The following is a 16,324-nucleotide window of genomic DNA, read 5'->3' on the forward strand; positions in this document are numbered from 1 at the left end:
GAATCGGGTTGCTGCGTCACGCCCCTCGAAGGGCATGCAGGGCGCGGTCTGTGCCGACCGCGCAAGGCATCGGAATGCTGTCTGGCCGGGACTGTGCGCCCGGAACCATTCACCAATGAGAACGGATGACGTCTTGAAATAATTAGTCGGCAGGCTCCATCGCCAATGGGGCCGGGGTGTGGCGGCGTGTCGCAGTTCTCAGAACGCACCTTTGTGGCGCATTACTTCTCTTTCTCAATTGACAATCATTATCATTCAACATAATTTGTCGCTCGATGTGTAGGACGGCCACGTCCCCCGGGCGTCCCACTAACCTATTTGGCAGCAAGGTGATTTCCATGACGGAACAAGTATCCACAAGCAAGTGCGATTCACCGCTACTTCAGGCATTCGTCGACAATCGACTGATTCTGGTCAAAATTGCAGCTCGTATTACCGGCTGTCGGTCGCGCGCCGAAGATGTGGTGCAGGATGCGTTTTTCCGACTGCAATCGGCGCCACCGATCACGTCGTCGATCAAAGCCCAACTGAGCTATCTGTTCCAGATCGTGCGCAACCTCGCCATCGATCACTACCGCAAACAGGCGCTTGAGCAGAAGTACTCCGGCCCTGAAGAGGAAGGGCTGAACGTGGTCATTCAAGGTGCTTCGCCGGAAACCTCGCACATCAACTTCTCGACCCTGGAAAACATCGCCGACGCGCTGACCGAACTGCCTAGCCGCACGCGCTATGCGTTCGAGATGTACCGCCTGCACGGCGTGCCGCAAAAGGACATCGCCAAGGAACTCGGCGTATCGCCGACCCTGGTCAACTTCATGATTCGTGATGCGCTGGTGCACTGCCGCAAGGTCTCGGGCAGTCGTCGGGATACGGTGATTGCGGGTCGTCGTTAAGACCGCGTCGCCAGATAAAAAAGATCGCAGCCTTCGGCAGCTCCTACATGGAAATGCATTCCTCTGCAGGAGCTGCCGAAGGCTGCGATCTTTTGCTTTTGAATCACCTCAGGCCAGTTTGCACCGATCAAAAAACCGCTCACGCCCCAGAATCATCAGCGCCGCGCGCTTGTGCGGGAAATCGAATTCCTTCTCGCAGTGGAAACACTGATTCTGCATATGGCCGATCATCTTCGCGTTGTCCGCCCGAGGCTCAGCGACCACACGCTGAGTGCGCGGATCATCCAGAAACAGGTAATGCACCAGCGCCGATAACCAGCTCGCCACTTTGTGCGGGCCGCGATGATTTTCCTCGCCCACCAGCATGTGAATGCCACGATCGTAATTGTCGGCATCGTAGAACGGCGCGATGCGATCTTCCTTGGCCCAATAGGCTTCGAAATAGGCAAACGGCTGATCATCGAAGCAGCCGATCAAGGTCAGCGTGTGCGGGTCGGCATCGAGCTTGCTCAAGTATTCGCGGTGCTTCTCGATGCTGCCCTCTTCCTGCCAGAAACTGGCGACGCGCGGGCTGTTCTGCCAGCGGTTGAAACGCGGCAAATCTTCTTCGATTTCGACCGTACGCAAGGAAATCCACGCACCCAGACGCGCATCGAAACGCCGATACACTTCACCGCGCGGTTTGACTGGCCGCAAGGGATGACGCTTGCCTTGGCTGATGACCATTTGCTGCGGATAACTGCCGGTCAGCGATGTGCCGAGCCAAGGTTGCGGCAGTTGCCAGAACAGCGTGCGCTCGCAGCGATACTCGCCGGCCACTTCGGTGCTCAACAACAATCCGCTGAGCAAGGCTTCGGTCGGTGGCTGATCCAATTGCCAAGTCAATTGTTGGCACGCCGGATCCCGCGCGAACAGCCAGTAACAGGCTGCCCACAGCGCCTGCCCGGGCGGCAGCGCAAAGCGCTCATCGAGCTGGATTGCCCCCTTGGCCTCTCGATCGAGGCGCAGGCGAATCAGCGGTTGTCCGTCCAGGCTCAGGCTTAGACGGCTTTCGGTGGCATCAGCGATCAGTTGACTGCCCGAAGGCAAGGCCAGGGCATTCAGGTCATTCAGATTGGACATGGGTCGGGCTCACGATAATCGTCGACAGTTCAACGATGTGACGTGAGCCGGGAAGGAAAATTTAGGCTTTACCGGGAAATCGGTACCTCAGTGATGAGGCACCGGCACCACCGCAATCTTGTAAGGATCAAAAATCTTCAGCATTTCACCGTTGTCGCGCAAGCCCTGCAGCAGCTTCCCAAAAGCGACACCGGTAATGGGCGCTGCCGGGCGCAGGATCGCGTAGTGGTGATAGATCTGATCGATACGCTGCGACACCAGCAACTCGTCGCGCACCTTCTCGTTGCGCAGCAGGTAATCGAACAGATAGGAACGCGTCACCAGGGCAATATCGGCGCGGCCGCGCAGCACCATCAGCAGGTTGCTGTCATGGGAATAGGTCAGCGTGGCCTTGTAGTTCTGTGCGAGATATTTGGGGTCGGCGTTGAAACTGGCGAATTCGTAGTGATAACCGCTGAACAACGCCAGGCGCTTGCCAGAGAGGTCGACAAAATAGTTCTGCTGACGACCGTCTTCGCGTTGTGCGACGAAAATCTCGGCGTCCTCCAGGCCCATGTCGACATCCGTGTGCGGAATATCTTTCCAGCCCCAATCGGGATTCTCGAAAATCGCCATGTCGATCCGGCCCTGCTTGAAATCACCGAAACGCCGGGGAATCGAGGTCGGCACAAGGACGAACTGATAGTCGCTTTGCAGACGATTGAGGGCCTCGACCAACTGCGGCAGGAGGCCTGTGTCGGCGCCGTTTCCGGGCGAATGGTGTAAGGCGGAAAATGCGCCGCGCCGACCCGAACCAGTTGCGCTGCCTGAGCGGGCAAAACCCAAAATGCAGCCAGCGCTGCGAGCAACAACCCCGCGGCCGTCCGAATTGGCGAAGACTTCAAAACACCCCACTCCCCGAAAAAATACCGATCAATGCATTCAAGCTAGGCGGTTTCGCCCAGTTAGCCAGTTTCCCGGCCGGATAGAAAGTGCTTCAACGCGCTTCGAGGACCAGAATCAACGCCTCATCGGCCAACTGATCAAGGCTCAAACTGCCGCCGGCACGGAACCAGGTGGTCGTCCACGACAGTGCACCGGTGAGGAAACGTCGGGTAATAAATACATCGCCACGGATAAATCCGGCGTCCTTGGCTTCACCCAGCACTTGCAGCCAGATGTCCTCGTAGACATCGCGCAGCGCCAGCACTTTGGCCTGACCGTCTTCGGACAGCGAGCGCCACTCGTAGACCAGCACCGCCATGGCTTCACCGCTACCGCCCATGATCGACTGCAATTCGCAGCGGATCAGCGCCAGCACGCGCTCGCGCACATCCGCCGCGTCGGCCAGCGCCGCTCGCATCAACGCAGTGTTGTAGCGGATGGTTTCTTCCATCACTGCGCGGAGGATTTCATCCTTGCTTTTGAAGTGATGAAAAATGCTGCCCGACTGGATGCCGACGGCGCCGGCCAGGTCACGCACCGTGGTGCGTTCATAGCCTTTGTTACGGAACAGGTGAGCGGCCACTTGCAGCAATTTGCCGCGGGCGCTGTCGGGGTCGGTCAATTGGCCTTTATCAACCAAATCGCGCATGACCCTCAGGGCTTTTTGCTCGTCCACCCGTTCTCTCCTACAGTCGATCAGTCTGTTGCCCCCTGAAACCGCAGGGTTGCGCGCAATTTAAGCCGCCAGCGGCAACCAAGCAAGCGCTTGGGCAGAAGATAGTTTCAACTGTTTACAAACCAAGCGCTTGCTTGGTAGCCTCAAGACACTTCTGTCGCAGGTTGCTGAGTCGGAGATAAAAATGCCCACCACCGTTCGCATCGGATGCGCCAGTGCTTTCTGGGGAGATACGTCCACCGCCGCCGCGCAGCTGGTGGAAGGCGGCGAACTGGACTATCTGGTGTTCGACTACCTCGCCGAGATCACCATGTCGATCATGGCCGGCGCACGCATGAAGGACCCGCAGGCGGGGTTCGCCAGCGACTTCATCGAAATCCTCACCCCCCTGCTGCCACAGTTGGCCGAGCAGAACATCCGCGTGATCAGCAATGCCGGCGGCGTCAATCCGCAGGCCTGCGCCAACGCCTTGCAAGCGGCCTGTGACAAGGCCGGCATCGACCTGAAAATCGCCGTACTGCTCGGCGATGACCTGCAACCACAATTCAAACAACTTAACGGCGTCACCGAGATGTTCAGCGGCGCCCCGCTGCCAGCGATGTGCGTGTCGACCAACGCCTACCTCGGCGCGCCGGGCATTGTCGAAGCGTTGCGACTGGGTGCCGACATTGTCATCACCGGGCGCGTGGTCGACAGCGCCGTGGTCAGCGCCGCACTGGTGCACGAATTCGGCTGGTCGTGGCACGACTACGACAAACTCGCCCAGGCCGCGCTGGCCGGACACATCATCGAATGTGGCGCGCAGTGCACCGGTGGCAACTTCACCGATTGGCGCGACGTGCCGGATTACGAACACATCGGCTTTCCGATCGTTGAGGTCAGCGCCGACAGCCAATTCATCGTCAGCAAACCCGAAGGTTCAGGTGGACTGGTCACACCGCTGACCGTCGGCGAGCAGATGTTGTATGAAGTCGGCGATCCACAGGCCTATCTGTTGCCCGACGTGGTCTGTGATTTCACTCAGGTCAAACTTCAGCAACAAGGCAAAAACGCCGTGCACGTGCACGGCGCCAAAGGCCTGCCACCCAGCGACAAGTACAAGGTCAGCGCCACGTACCCGGACGGTTTTCGCTGCACCGCCAGTTGCCTGATCGCCGGTATCGATGCGGTGGACAAGGCGCGGCGGGTCAGCCAGGCAATCATCGCCAAAACGGCGGAAATGTTCAGCCAGCGCGGTTGGCCGCCCTACAGCGAAACCGACATCGAATTGCTCGGCAGCGAAGCCACCTACGGCCCCCATGGCCAGCGCCACGACAGCCGTGAAGTGGTGATCAAACTCGCCGTGCGTCACCCGAATAAACAGGCACTGGTGCTGTTCTCCCGGGAAATCGCCCAGGCCGCCACCGGCATGGCACCGGGGCTGACCGGCATCGTTGGTGGGCGACCCACGGTGTATCCGCTGATTCGTCTGTTCTCTTTTCTGATCGACAAAAGCGCTTGCTCGCTGCGCATCGACATGGCCGGTGAACGTTATCCGTGTGCCCTGCCCTCACTCAGCAGCCTCGACAGCAATGATTTACCTCTGCCCCATCAGCCGCCCAAACCACAGGGCCGCGCCGATGCCAGCGTGGCCTTGGTGAAACTGGCCGTGGCGCGCTCCGGTGACAAAGGCAACCACAGCAACATCGGCGTGCTGCCGCGCAAACCCGAATACCTGCCGTGGATCGCCGAAGCGCTGACCCCGTCCGTCATTGTCGACTGGATGAGCCATGTGCTCGATCCGATCCACGGCCGGGTCGAACGCTGGTATCTGCCCGGCACCCACAGTCTGAATTTTCTCTTGGAAAACGCTCTCGGCGGTGGTGGCGTGGCCAGTCTGCGCATCGATCCGCAAGGCAAGGCCTTCGCCCAACAACTGTTGGAAATCCAGATCCCGGTGCCGCAGAGCATCGCCGAACAGCTCGACTAGAGGATGGTTTGCATGGCTTACGCGTCGATTTTCAACGCCGATCTGTTCAGCGGCCAGACCATCATCGTCACCGGCGGCGGCAGCGGCATCGGGCGCTGCACCGCGCATGAACTGGCAGCGCTCGGCGCCAACGTGGTGCTGGTCGGGCGCAAGCCGGAAAAGCTGGAAAAGGTCGCCGCGGAAATTGCCGAGGACGGTGGCCGCGCACACTGGAAGGCCTGCGATATCCGTGATGAAGAAGCGGTGAAACAACTGGTCGTGGAGCTGATCGTCGAGCACGGGCCGATTCACGGTCTGGTCAACAATGCCGGCGGCCAGTACCCATCGCCATTGGCCTCGATCAATCAGAAAGGTTTCGAAACCGTATTGCGCACCAATCTGGTCGGCGGATTTCTGATGGCGCGGGAAGTGTTCAACCAGTCGATGAGCAAACACGGCGGCAACATCGTCAACATGCTCGCCGACATGTGGGGCGGCATGCCCGGCATGGGCCACTCCGGCGCGGCGCGTTCGGGCATGGACAATTTCACCAAGACTGCCGCGTTTGAATGGGGTTATGCCGGGGTGCGGGTCAACGCGGTGGCGCCGGGCTGGATCGCCTCCAGTGGTATGGACACCTATGAAGGTGCGTTCAAAGCGGTGATTCCAACCCTGCGCGAACATGTGCCGCTCAAGCGCATCGGCACCGAATCGGAAGTCAGCGCGGCGATCGTGTTTCTGCTCAGCCCGGCGGCGGCATTCATCAGTGGCAGCACGCTGAAAATCGATGGCGCGGCCAGCCTCGGCAGCCGTGCATGGCCACTGCACAAGGCCACTCACAGTGAGTCGTTCAACGGCTTTCACCGGGCCTACCTTCCCGATGTCCTCAAGGACAAGGAGTAAGCCATGCCGCAGATTCAGTCCCAGCTCGACCCGCACAGCGAAGCCTTCGCGCGCAACCGTGCGGCGATGCTCACGGCCATCGAGCAAGTCCAGCAACTCGAACAGAACCTGCTGAACAAAGCGGCCGACGCCAAGGCGAAATTCGATAAACGCGGGCAGTTGCTACCGCGCGAACGCCTGAACCTGTTGCTCGATCCCGGTGCACCGTTTCTCGAACTGGCCAGCCTCGCCGGCTACAAGTTGCACGACGACAAGGATGGAAGCTCGGCCGGCGGCGGACTTATTGCCGGTATCGGATACGTCTGCGGCATTCGCGCGATGGTCGTGGCGAACAACAGCGCGATCAAGGGCGGCACCATTTCGCCGAGCGGCCTGAAAAAATCCCTGCGCCTGCAACAGATCGCTCAGGAAAACAAACTGCCGGTGATCACCCTCGCCGAAAGCGGTGGCGCCAATCTCAACTACGCCGCCGAGATTTTCGTCGAAGGCGCACGCAGTTTTGCCAATCAGGCGCGGATGTCGGCGCAGGGCTTGCCGCAGATCACCGTGGTGCACGGCTCGGCCACGGCGGGCGGCGCTTATCAGCCAGGGCTGTCGGATTACGTGGTGGTGGTGCGCGGCAAGGCCAAGCTGTTTCTCGCCGGCCCCCCACTGCTGAAAGCGGCCACCGGCGAAGTCGCCACCGATGAAGAACTGGGCGGTGCAGAGATGCATGCGCAGGTTGCCGGGACGGCTGAATACCTCGCGGAAAACGATGCCGACGGCGTGCGCCAGGTACGTGAAATCCTGCGCATGCTGCCTTGGAACGAGCAACTGCCGTGGCTGCCGGAGCCGCAATACAAAGAACCGCTTTACCCGATCGAAGAATTGCTCGGGCTGATCCCGGATGATCCGAAAAAACCTTATGACGTGCGCGAAATCATCGCGCGCATTGCCGATGATTCCTGCTTCGTCGAATTCAAGGGCGAGTTCGATCAACAGACCGTTTGTGGCCAGTTGAAGATTCAGGGCCGCGCCTGCGGTTTCATCGGCAACAACGGCCCGATCACCCCGAACGGTGCGAGCAAGGCAGCGCAGTTCATTCAGTTGTGCGATCAGAGCCAAACGCCGCTGCTGTTTTTCCACAACACTACCGGCTTCATGGTCGGCACCGAATCCGAGCAGCAAGGCGTGATCAAACACGGCTCGAAATTGATTCAAGCGGTGGCCAATGCACGGGTGCCTAAACTGACCATGGTCGTCGGCGGCTCCTACGGTGCCGGCAACTATGCGATGTGCGGACGCGGACTCGATCCACGCTTCATCTTCGCCTGGCCGAACAGCCGCACGGCGGTGATGGGCGGTGCGCAGGCCGGCAAAGTCTTGCGCATCGTTACCGAAGCCAAACAGTTGAAGGACGGCCTGACGCCAGACCCGAAAATGCTCGACATGCTCGAACAGGTCACCGCGCAGAAACTCGACAGCCAGTCCACCGCGCTCTACGGCAGCGCCAACCTGTGGGACGACGGGCTGATCGATCCGCGCGACACGCGCACCCTGCTCGGCTACTTGCTGGATATCTGCCACGAGGCCGACATTCGCACGCTGCAACCCAACAGCTTCGGCGTCAGCCGGTTCTGACCGCCACGGATCCTACGGAGAACAATAAAAAATGATCTTCACCCCGGAACACGAAGCCCTGCGCCGTACCGTCCGCCAATTCGTCGAACACGAGATCAATCCGCACGTCGATGAATGGGAAAAGGCCGGACGCTTCCCGATCCACGAGATTTTCCGCCAGGCTGGCGACCTCGGTTTGCTGGGCATTTCCAAACCGGAAAAATTCGGCGGCATGGGCCTCGATTACAGCTATTCGATTGTTGCTGCCGAAGAATTCGGCACCATTCATTGCGGCGGCATTCCGATGTCGATCGGCGTGCAAACCGACATGTGCACGCCCGCCCTCGCCCGCTTCGGCTCCGATGAACTGCGCGAAGAATTCCTGCGCCCGGCAATCACCGGCGAGCAGGTCGGCTGCATCGGTGTATCCGAAGTCGGCGCCGGTTCCGATGTTGCCGGGCTGAAAACCAGCGCGCGCAAGGACGGCGACGACTATGTGATCAACGGCAGCAAGATGTGGATCACCAACTCGCCGAGTGCCGACTTCATCTGCCTGCTGGCCAACACTTCGGACGACAAGCCGCACATCAACAAGTCGCTGATCATGGTGCCGATGAACACGCCGGGGATCAGCCTCAGCTCGCACCTGGACAAGCTCGGCATGCGCAGCTCGGAAACCGCCCAGGTGTTTTTCGACAACGTGCGCGTGCCCCAGCGCAACCGCATCGGTCATGAAGGCGCCGGGTTCATGATGCAGATGCTGCAGTTTCAGGAAGAACGTCTGTTCGGCGCAGCGAACATGATCAAAGGCCTGGAATATTGCGTCGACAGCACCATCGAGTACTGCAAGGAGCGCAAGACCTTTGGCAATGCGCTGATCGACAATCAGGTGATCCACTTCCGCCTCGCCGAATTGCAGACCGAAATCGAATGCCTGCGCGCATTGGTTTACCAGGCCACCGAGCAATACGTGAAAGGTCAGGATGTGACACGGCTGGCGTCGATGGCCAAGCTCAAGGCCGGACGTCTCGGTCGCGAAGTCAGCGACAGCTGCCTGCAATATTGGGGCGGCATGGGCTTCATGTGGGACAACCCGGTGGCCCGCGCCTATCGCGATGTGCGGCTGGTATCGATTGGCGGTGGCGCAGACGAAATCATGCTGGGGATTATCTGCAAACTGATGGGCATCCTGCCTGGGAAAAAGAAGTGAGCGGCCTGCCGGATTGCCAGACGCTCCTGCTGGAGCTGCATGGCGGCGTGCTGCACATCACCCTCAATCGCCCCGATAGCCGCAATGCAATGAGCCTGCAAATGGTCAGCGAGTTGCGCGCGGTGCTGACGACCGTGCGCGATGACCGCACAGTGCGGGCTCTGGTGCTCAGCGGTGCCAACGGGCATTTCTGTGCTGGCGGCGATATCAAGGATATGGCCAGCGCTCGCGCTCAGGGCTCCGAGGCTTACCGCGATCTGAATCGCGCTTTCGGGGCTCTGCTGGAAGAAGCGCAGCACGCACCGCAAGTATTGATCACGGTGCTGCAAGGCGCGGTGCTTGGCGGCGGTTTCGGACTGGCGTGTGTCAGTGATATCGCGATTGCCGACCATCAGGCGCAATTCGGTCTGCCGGAAACCAGCCTTGGTTTGTTGCCGGCGCAAATTGCGCCGTTTGTGGTGCAGCGCATCGGTCTGACCGAAACCCGAAGATTGGCGCTGACGGCTGCACGATTTGATGGGCATCAGGCACGACGTTTGGGGCTGGTGCATTTCGTCGAGCAGGATGCACAAGCGCTGGCCGAGCGGCTCGATGAGGTGTTGCAGCATGTGCTGTGCTGCGCGCCGGAGGCGAATGCGATGACCAAGAAATTGCTGTTGGCCAGTGCCGGGCAGCCTTCGAGTGATTTGCTCGATGAGGCTGCGCATTGGTTCAGCGAAGCAGTGACTGGCGACGAAGGTGTGGAGGGAACCATGGCTTTCATGCAGAAACGTAAACCTCGATGGGCCTCTTAAAAGCTTCGCGAGCAAGCTCGCTCCCACAGGTTTTGTGACCGACGCAAACCCCTTGTGGGAGCGAGCCTGCTCGCGAAGAGGCCAGCCAATCCACCGCCAAATACTCAGGAAGATCACCATGCCTGCCATCCAAAAAATCCTGATCGCCAACCGCGGTGAAATCGCTTGCCGCATCCAGCGCACCGCCCAGGCCCTCGGCTACCGAACCGTCGCCGTCTACAGCGACGCCGACGCCGATGCCCTGCACGTAAAAATGGCCGATCAAGCGGTGCGTATTGGCCCGCCGCCGGTGCAGCAGTCCTACCTGAATATCCCGGCCATTCTCGACGCCGCCCGCCGCAGTGGTGCCGACGCCATCCACCCCGGCTACGGCTTTCTCTCGGAAAACGCCGACTTCGCCCGTGCCTGCGAACAGGCCGGGCTGATCTTCATCGGCCCGAGCGTCGCAGCCATCGAGTTGATGGGCAGCAAACGCCAGTCAAAAATCGCCATGCTCGAAGCCGGCGTTCCGTGCATCGCCGGTTATCAGGGGGCTGCACAGGACGATGCAACGTTGCTTCGCGAGGCCGAGCGCATCGGTTATCCACTGATGATCAAAGCCAGCGCCGGCGGCGGCGGACGCGGCATGCGTCTGGTGCACGATGCCGCTGATCTGCCGGCGCAACTGCGCACCGCACGCTCCGAAGCATTGAACGGTTTCGGCAGCGACGAATTGATTCTCGAACAAGCGTTGCTTGAACCACGGCATGTCGAAGTGCAACTGTTCGGCGATCAACACGGCAACCTGATCTACCTCGGCGAACGCGACTGTTCGATCCAGCGTCGCCACCAGAAAGTCATCGAAGAAGCGCCTTGCCCTGTGATGTCCACCGAGTTACGTCAGGCCATGGGTGAAGCGGCATTGAAAGCCGGGCGCGCAGTGAACTATGTCGGCGCTGGCACGGTCGAGTTTCTGCTCGACGCACGCGGACAGTTCTACTTTCTGGAGATGAACACCCGCCTGCAAGTGGAGCACCCGGTGACTGAGTTGATCACCGGGCTGGATCTGGTTGCGTGGCAATTGCTGGTTGCCGAGGGGCAGCCGTTGCCGCTGACTCAAGAGCAAGTCCAGGTCAACGGGCATGCCATGGAGGTGCGGCTTTACGCCGAAGACCCTGCGCAAGACTTCCTGCCACAAACCGGCCGAGTAGAAGCATGGGAACCGGCGCTACAGCACGCTGCACGAGTTGATCATGGCCTGCTTGAAGGGCAATCGGTCAGCGCGTTTTACGACCCGATGCTGGGCAAACTGATCGCTTTCGGCGCCACTCGCGAAGAGGCTCGGCGCAAACTGTTGCGCGCAGTACAGGACACGGTGTTATTGGGCGTGCAGAGCAATCAGCGCCTGCTCGCCGGACTGTTGCAACATCCCCGGTTCATCAGCGGTGAATTCAGTACCGCGTTCATTACGCAGCACTTCAGCGATCACCGCTGCCTGCACCACTACATTCCCAATGCCGAGGAACTGGCCATTGCAGCGCTGCTTTTCTATCAGGCCAGCGCCCTCTCCCACCGCGCGCCGCTCACCGGCTGGCGCAACAACGCCAGCGTGCCACTGCATTATCGCCTCGGCCTCGACGATCAGAACTGGACAGTGCAACTTTTCGCGCAAGCGCAAGGGCTATTCAACGTACAGGTAGGCGAACGTACGATTGAATTGAAACTCATCGACCGTGACGCGCAGTCGCTGACACTGGAAATCGGCGGTTTGCGCCAGCGTCACGCGTATCGACTTGATAGCGGGCAGCTCTGGCTGTTCACCCATCCCGGCAGTCTGCGCCTGGAGGATCGAACTCACGCCGTGATCGACAGTCAGACCAGCGTCAGCTCCGGCACCCTGAAAGCGCCGATGGACGGTGCCATCGTCGACGTACTGGTCAGCGAAGGCAGCCCGGTCAGCAAAGGTCAGTTGCTGGTGGTGCTGGAGGCAATGAAAATGGAGCACCCGCTCAAGGCCGGCATCGACGGCGTGCTCAAGCGGGTGCAGGTCAAGGTTGGCGATCAGGTAAAAAATCGTCAGGTTCTGTTGCAGGTCGAGTAGTCGCCCACACACGCATGCGGGTTTTGACTACGCTCTGAGTTATCAGAACGCGGAAATCAGGAACCCTGCGATGCCCCACTGGCTGGTCATAGATCTGGAAGCCACCACCGATGAGGGTGGCTGGCCGGTCACCGAAATGGAAATTATCGAGATCGGCGCCACCTTGGTCGATCGCGCCGGACGCGAGCAGGATCACTTCCAGCGCTTCGTCAAACCGACGCGGCGGCCGTTGCTGACGCCATTTTGTCGTGAACTGACGCACATCACCCAGGCCAATATCGACATGGCGCAGACGTTGACCGAAGTCTGGCCGGCGTTCGAACGCTGGCTCGCGCAACATCAGACGCGCCTCGAAGGCTGGGCCAGTTGGGGCGATTACGACCGCAAGCAGTTGTTGCAGGAGTGGCAGCGTCTGCAAATCGACAGTGGCTTGAGCAAGGTGCCGCACATGAACCTCAAACAACGCTTCGCCAAGGCCCGACGCCTGGAGCGGCCGTTGGGCCTCAACGGTGCGCTGCAACTGGCTGGCATGCAGTTCAGTGGTCAGCAACATCGAGCGCTGGAAGATGCGCGCAACACCGCGCGGTTGTTGCCACTGGTCTTGCCACTCTAGAGTCAATTCGAGAACTCACCAGACAGAAGCCGGGCAGGTGACGGCGTTGAACGCCTTGTGCATACTGGCCCCCTCCATTTTTCAGCCCCTTTTGAGGAATCGCCCATGTTTAAAGTCAACGAGTACTTCGACGGCACCGTCAAGTCGATCGCCTTTGGCACCGCTGAAGGTCCGGCGACCATCGGCGTCATGGCCCCGGGCGAATACGAATTCGGCACCGCTCAGCGTGAAATCATGCACGTTGTATCTGGCGCACTGACCGTCAAACTGCCAGACAGCAGCGACTGGGAAACCTTCGCCGCCGGCAGCCAGTTCAACGTTCCGGCCAACAGCAAGTTCCAGCTGAAGGTGGCGGTCGACACTGCTTACCTGTGCGAATACCGCGGCTAACGCCACAGTTTCACCGCGATAAAAAATGCCCGTGTCCAAGGACACGGGCATTTTCGTTTCAGGCGTGGGTTACTCGAGGATTTCCACCGGCATGCCGACTTCGAGTCGACCATTACTGTCATTCACCAGATTCTGCCCGAACATCGCACCATCGGACTCGGCGCGATACTTCTGCAAGGTGGCCAGCGGCTCGCGATCGGCACTGCGCTCCCCGGTTTGCGGGTCGATCGTGGTGAGAATGCAACGCGAACACGGCTTGACCACGCGGAACTCGACATCGCCAATGCGAATGCGCTTCCAACTGTCTTCGGCATAGGCCTCACTGCCTTCGATCACCAGGTTCGGCCGAAAACGCAGCATTTCCAAGGGTCGTCCGACCTTTTGCGACAGATCCTGCAGGGACGCCTCGCCGATCAACAACATAGGAAACCCGTCGGCGAACGCGACCTGATCATCATCGTTACCATAGCCAGCCTGTGTGGTGCGGGCACGATCCAGCGGCACCTGCACCAGACGGGTCGGTTTACCGATGAAATCGCTGACCCAGCGCGCGGCCTCATCACCGGCGTCCGGTACTCGCAGGGTGTCACGCCAGATCGTCACACCGCGCAGTTCGGCGTCATTTTCCGGCAAGGCGATGTCGATGGAGGACTGTTGCGGCGCACTCAGGGTCAGACCGCCCTGCGCATTCCACAGGGCCGACAACTGACTCATCTTCGCTTCGGCGCGTTGGGTCAGGAACCGACCGCTCGCTTCGTCCACGAGCATCCAGCGTCGGTCGCCATCAAGGCCCAGCTTGTCGAGGTCGACGCGTTGCAGAACATCGACTTTGCCGGATTTCAACGGGTAACGATAAAGCGCGCTCAGACGCAGCATGGCCAGCTCCCTGGAGAATAAAAACGCCACCCTATACGAGCTTGATCAGGAATCAAAGAGCAATAACTGTAGGAGTGAGCCTGCTCGCGATAGCGGTGTGTCAGGTAATGATTCGGGGCTGACACACCGCTATCGCGAGCAGGCTCACTCCTACAATGGGTGTGTGGTCAGGCCGGAACTTCGTCAAGCATCAGACGCTGGCGCACCACGTCGACCAGTTTGTCCGGCTGGAATTTCGAGAGGAAGTTGTCGCAGCCGACCTTCTTCACCATCGAGTCGTTGAAACTGCCGGACAGCGAGGTATGCAGCACCACGTACAAGCCACGCAGACGCGGGTCATTGCGAATTTCGGTGGTCAGGCGATAGCCGTCCATTTCCGGCATTTCCGCATCGGTGAAGATCATCAGCAGCTTGTCGGTCATGTTCACGCCCGTATCGGCCCAGGCCTTGAGCATGTTCAGTGCCTTCAGACCATCGCTGGCAATGTGCATTTTCACGCCGAGCTGGCCGAGGGTGTCGCGCAATTGCGAGAGTGCCACGTTGGAGTCGTCCACCAGCAGTACTTCACGGCCACGGGCGCGTTCCAGCACGGGATCATCGAGTTTGTCGCGCGAGACCTTGGCGTTGTAAGGGACGATTTCAGCGAGCACTTTTTCGACGTCGATGATTTCCACCAGTTGATCGTCGACCTTGCTGATCGCGGTCAGATAGTGCTGACGCCCGGCGCTGGTCGGCGGCGGCAGAATGGCTTCCCAGTTCATGTTGACGATGCGGTCCACACCGCCTACGAGGAAAGCCTGTACCGAGCGATTGTATTCGGTGACGATGATCGTGCTGTTCGGCCCAGGCACCAATGGACGCATGCCGATCGCTTGCGACAGATCGATCACCGGCAAGGTCTGACCGCGCAGATTGACCACACCGCACACAAACGGATGACGCTGCGGCATCAAAGTCAGTTTCGGCAGCTGCAGGACTTCCTGGACTTTAAACACGTTAATCGCGAACAACTGGCGCCCGGCCAGTCGAAACATGAGAATTTCCAGGCGATTCTCACCCACCAGTTGCGTGCGTTGGTCTACCGTGTCGAGAATGCCGGCCATCAATGACTCCTGGGCTTGTACTGATGAATTCACTATGTGAGGTTATCGGCGGCAAATGGCGGTTCTTGATTGCCAAACCAGACCCCGTCAAAAATGCCATGATCGGGCATTGATGTCACATTAACATCATGCTTTACTGGCGCAGTGATTTTCATCTGCTACATTCTCTGCGGCGCGACCTCGGTTTGCACGGTAGGTTCCCGCGCCTAAGGGATTCCCCTAGTAACAATCAGGCCCAACCTGATATTCGCAATATCCAATAGCCATTAATGTGACGCCATTCTCATTGCATGAACGGAGTCAGGCTATTGTGTGCGATCGCAGTTCAGTGGAAACAACCCCTCTGGAACCCCTCAGCCTGTGCACCTGCACGTCTGGGCGCGATCTCCCGACGATTCATGATCGTCGTCACACACGGCATTCCCTCATCAGACATGACGTGGTGGAGATAAGCATGCCAATGGACCGCAAAGAGTGGGTACAACGCTTCCCCGAATTCCTTGTCGAGGCCGAACAACTCCTGGCCAAGTCCGAAGAATGCCTCAGCCATCTGCAACTGATCAGCAATGACAAGGACGCCATCGAGTGCATGCTCGGCACCCTCCTGAAACTCGCACGCAGGGCTGAAGCCCTGGCGCTGGAGGCGATTTCCGAGTTCTCTCTGCATATTTACAGTCTGCTCAACCTGCCCCAGGATCGTATCGATCTTCACGAGCAGGCTCTGCAAGCACTGCAGGATTGCTTCACGTTGATGGCCTGGCAGCTTGAACTGGTCGATCAGCAGACCGGGCAACTGAGTCTGGATGAAAGTGAACAGACCTCGCTGATCGAAGCCTTCGCCGTCCAGGTCGGCCAAAGCCAGCTTCAACCGCCACTGACGGGCAAACGTTTGCCCCAATTGCCCTACTCGGGACAAGCCTGATCAGCACGCTGTATCCGCCGTGACGTTTGAAATGAATACGTTGAATGTCGTAATTGAATAGCTCATACCTGCAAGCGACAAATCCAAATAAATAATCAGCGACGACAGACACTCATGTTTTCTGCCGGCCTCAGGGTTTGCCTGTGTGTTAAGAAGCACAACTTCAGGCAACACCTACATCTATCGAACTCAATAAATCGACTTTTCCATTATGGAACTTGCGTCCAATACCACGTAATTCCTGACTCATTGGACATATATAGCGAGCGCG

The 16,324-nt window shown here is 59.2% G+C and carries 14 protein-coding genes and 1 pseudogene; 10 read left to right on the forward strand and 5 right to left on the reverse strand.

The annotated features are described in order from the left end of the window. Positions 1 to 338 precede the first annotated feature (338 nt). The gene (locus tag PspR84_RS20085) at positions 339 to 893 is read left to right on the forward strand and encodes an RNA polymerase factor sigma-70 (protein ID WP_160058873.1); all 555 of its coding nucleotides are present in this window, start codon (positions 339 to 341) and stop codon (positions 891 to 893) included. A gap of 108 nt (positions 894 to 1,001) precedes the next feature. Here PspR84_RS20085 and PspR84_RS20090 read toward each other — a convergent pair whose 3' ends face one another. The 3 genes and pseudogenes from PspR84_RS20090 to PspR84_RS20100 all read right to left on the reverse strand — a co-directional run bounded on the left by PspR84_RS20090 (position 1,002) and on the right by PspR84_RS20100 (position 3,615). Further along, positions 1,002 to 2,015, reverse strand: a complete 1,014-nt coding sequence (locus tag PspR84_RS20090) for a GNAT family N-acetyltransferase (RefSeq protein ID WP_160058874.1) — start codon at positions 2,013 to 2,015, stop codon at positions 1,002 to 1,004. A gap of 87 nt (positions 2,016 to 2,102) precedes the next feature. Continuing rightward, a pseudogene (locus PspR84_RS20095) lies at positions 2,103 to 2,899 on the reverse strand (ABC transporter substrate-binding protein). Between the two features lie 92 nt (positions 2,900 to 2,991). Next, positions 2,992 to 3,615, reverse strand: a complete 624-nt coding sequence (locus PspR84_RS20100) for a TetR/AcrR family transcriptional regulator (protein ID WP_160058875.1) — start codon at positions 3,613 to 3,615, stop codon at positions 2,992 to 2,994. A 184-nt stretch (positions 3,616 to 3,799) separates the two neighbouring features. On the opposite strand from PspR84_RS20100, the gene PspR84_RS20105 reads away from it, so the two are divergent. The 8 genes from PspR84_RS20105 to PspR84_RS20140 all read left to right on the forward strand — a co-directional run bounded on the left by PspR84_RS20105 (position 3,800) and on the right by PspR84_RS20140 (position 13,152). Next, a complete protein-coding gene (locus PspR84_RS20105) occupies positions 3,800 to 5,584 on the forward strand; it encodes an acyclic terpene utilization AtuA family protein (RefSeq protein WP_160058876.1) in 1,785 nt (594 codons plus the stop codon). A gap of 12 nt (positions 5,585 to 5,596) precedes the next feature. After that, the gene (locus tag PspR84_RS20110) at positions 5,597 to 6,466 is read left to right on the forward strand and encodes an SDR family oxidoreductase (protein WP_160058877.1); all 870 of its coding nucleotides are present in this window, start codon (positions 5,597 to 5,599) and stop codon (positions 6,464 to 6,466) included. A 3-nt stretch (positions 6,467 to 6,469) separates the two neighbouring features. Beyond that, positions 6,470 to 8,086, forward strand: a complete 1,617-nt coding sequence (atuC, locus tag PspR84_RS20115; protein WP_160058878.1) for a geranyl-CoA carboxylase subunit beta — start codon at positions 6,470 to 6,472, stop codon at positions 8,084 to 8,086. Between the two features lie 31 nt (positions 8,087 to 8,117). After that, positions 8,118 to 9,275 carry a citronellyl-CoA dehydrogenase gene (atuD, locus tag PspR84_RS20120; protein WP_160058879.1) on the forward strand — a complete coding sequence of 386 codons (1,158 nt, stop codon included), beginning with the start codon at positions 8,118 to 8,120 and terminating at the stop codon, positions 9,273 to 9,275. Continuing rightward, a complete protein-coding gene (locus tag PspR84_RS20125; RefSeq protein ID WP_160058880.1) occupies positions 9,272 to 10,069 on the forward strand; it encodes an enoyl-CoA hydratase-related protein in 798 nt (265 codons plus the stop codon). Before atuD ends, PspR84_RS20125 begins: the two co-directional genes overlap by 4 nt. 118 nt (positions 10,070 to 10,187) lie before the next feature. Beyond that, entirely contained in the window at positions 10,188 to 12,149 is a 1,962-nt protein-coding gene (locus tag PspR84_RS20130; RefSeq protein WP_160058881.1) for an acetyl/propionyl/methylcrotonyl-CoA carboxylase subunit alpha, read from the forward strand. 70 nt (positions 12,150 to 12,219) lie between these two features. Continuing rightward, entirely contained in the window at positions 12,220 to 12,762 is a 543-nt protein-coding gene (locus tag PspR84_RS20135) for an exonuclease domain-containing protein (RefSeq protein WP_160058882.1), read from the forward strand. A 105-nt stretch (positions 12,763 to 12,867) separates the two neighbouring features. Further along, positions 12,868 to 13,152, forward strand: a complete 285-nt coding sequence (locus PspR84_RS20140) for a pyrimidine/purine nucleoside phosphorylase (protein ID WP_003226701.1) — start codon at positions 12,868 to 12,870, stop codon at positions 13,150 to 13,152. Between the two features lie 69 nt (positions 13,153 to 13,221). Here the strand turns inward: PspR84_RS20140 and PspR84_RS20145 are convergent, their stop codons facing one another. Then, a complete protein-coding gene (locus PspR84_RS20145) occupies positions 13,222 to 14,028 on the reverse strand; it encodes an MOSC domain-containing protein (RefSeq protein WP_160058883.1) in 807 nt (268 codons plus the stop codon). A 167-nt stretch (positions 14,029 to 14,195) separates the two neighbouring features. Next, complete coding sequence (locus tag PspR84_RS20150; protein WP_034155209.1) at positions 14,196 to 15,131, reverse strand: chemotaxis protein CheV; 936 nt, start codon at positions 15,129 to 15,131, stop codon at positions 14,196 to 14,198. Between the two features lie 454 nt (positions 15,132 to 15,585). On the opposite strand from PspR84_RS20150, the gene PspR84_RS20155 reads away from it, so the two are divergent. After that, positions 15,586 to 16,053 (forward strand): hypothetical protein, encoded by a 468-nt coding sequence (locus tag PspR84_RS20155; protein ID WP_160058884.1) that lies wholly within the window; start codon positions 15,586 to 15,588, stop codon positions 16,051 to 16,053. The last annotated feature ends 271 nt before the right edge of the window (positions 16,054 to 16,324 follow it).

Source organism: Pseudomonas sp. R84 (genome assembly GCF_009834515.1).
In the GTDB taxonomy this organism is placed as follows: domain Bacteria; phylum Pseudomonadota; class Gammaproteobacteria; order Pseudomonadales; family Pseudomonadaceae; genus Aquipseudomonas.

What these genes read in the sequence shown, in the direction of transcription:
- PspR84_RS20090 (WP_160058874.1), bottom strand. Translation starts at nt 2,015, where the DNA reads ATGTCCAATCTGAATGACCTGAATGCCCTGGCCTTGCCTTCGGGCAGT.
- PspR84_RS20105 (WP_160058876.1), top strand. Translation starts at nt 3,800, where the DNA reads ATGCCCACCACCGTTCGCATCGGATGCGCCAGTGCTTTCTGGGGAGAT.
- PspR84_RS20130 (WP_160058881.1), top strand. Translation starts at nt 10,188, where the DNA reads ATGCCTGCCATCCAAAAAATCCTGATCGCCAACCGCGGTGAAATCGCT.
- PspR84_RS20145 (WP_160058883.1), bottom strand. Translation starts at nt 14,028, where the DNA reads ATGCTGCGTCTGAGCGCGCTTTATCGTTACCCGTTGAAATCCGGCAAA.
- PspR84_RS20085 (WP_160058873.1), top strand. Translation starts at nt 339, where the DNA reads ATGACGGAACAAGTATCCACAAGCAAGTGCGATTCACCGCTACTTCAG.
- atuD (WP_160058879.1), top strand. Translation starts at nt 8,118, where the DNA reads ATGATCTTCACCCCGGAACACGAAGCCCTGCGCCGTACCGTCCGCCAA.
- PspR84_RS20155 (WP_160058884.1), top strand. Translation starts at nt 15,586, where the DNA reads ATGCCAATGGACCGCAAAGAGTGGGTACAACGCTTCCCCGAATTCCTT.
- PspR84_RS20135 (WP_160058882.1), top strand. Translation starts at nt 12,220, where the DNA reads ATGCCCCACTGGCTGGTCATAGATCTGGAAGCCACCACCGATGAGGGT.
- PspR84_RS20140 (WP_003226701.1), top strand. Translation starts at nt 12,868, where the DNA reads ATGTTTAAAGTCAACGAGTACTTCGACGGCACCGTCAAGTCGATCGCC.
- atuC (WP_160058878.1), top strand. Translation starts at nt 6,470, where the DNA reads ATGCCGCAGATTCAGTCCCAGCTCGACCCGCACAGCGAAGCCTTCGCG.
- PspR84_RS20110 (WP_160058877.1), top strand. Translation starts at nt 5,597, where the DNA reads ATGGCTTACGCGTCGATTTTCAACGCCGATCTGTTCAGCGGCCAGACC.
- PspR84_RS20150 (WP_034155209.1), bottom strand. Translation starts at nt 15,131, where the DNA reads ATGGCCGGCATTCTCGACACGGTAGACCAACGCACGCAACTGGTGGGT.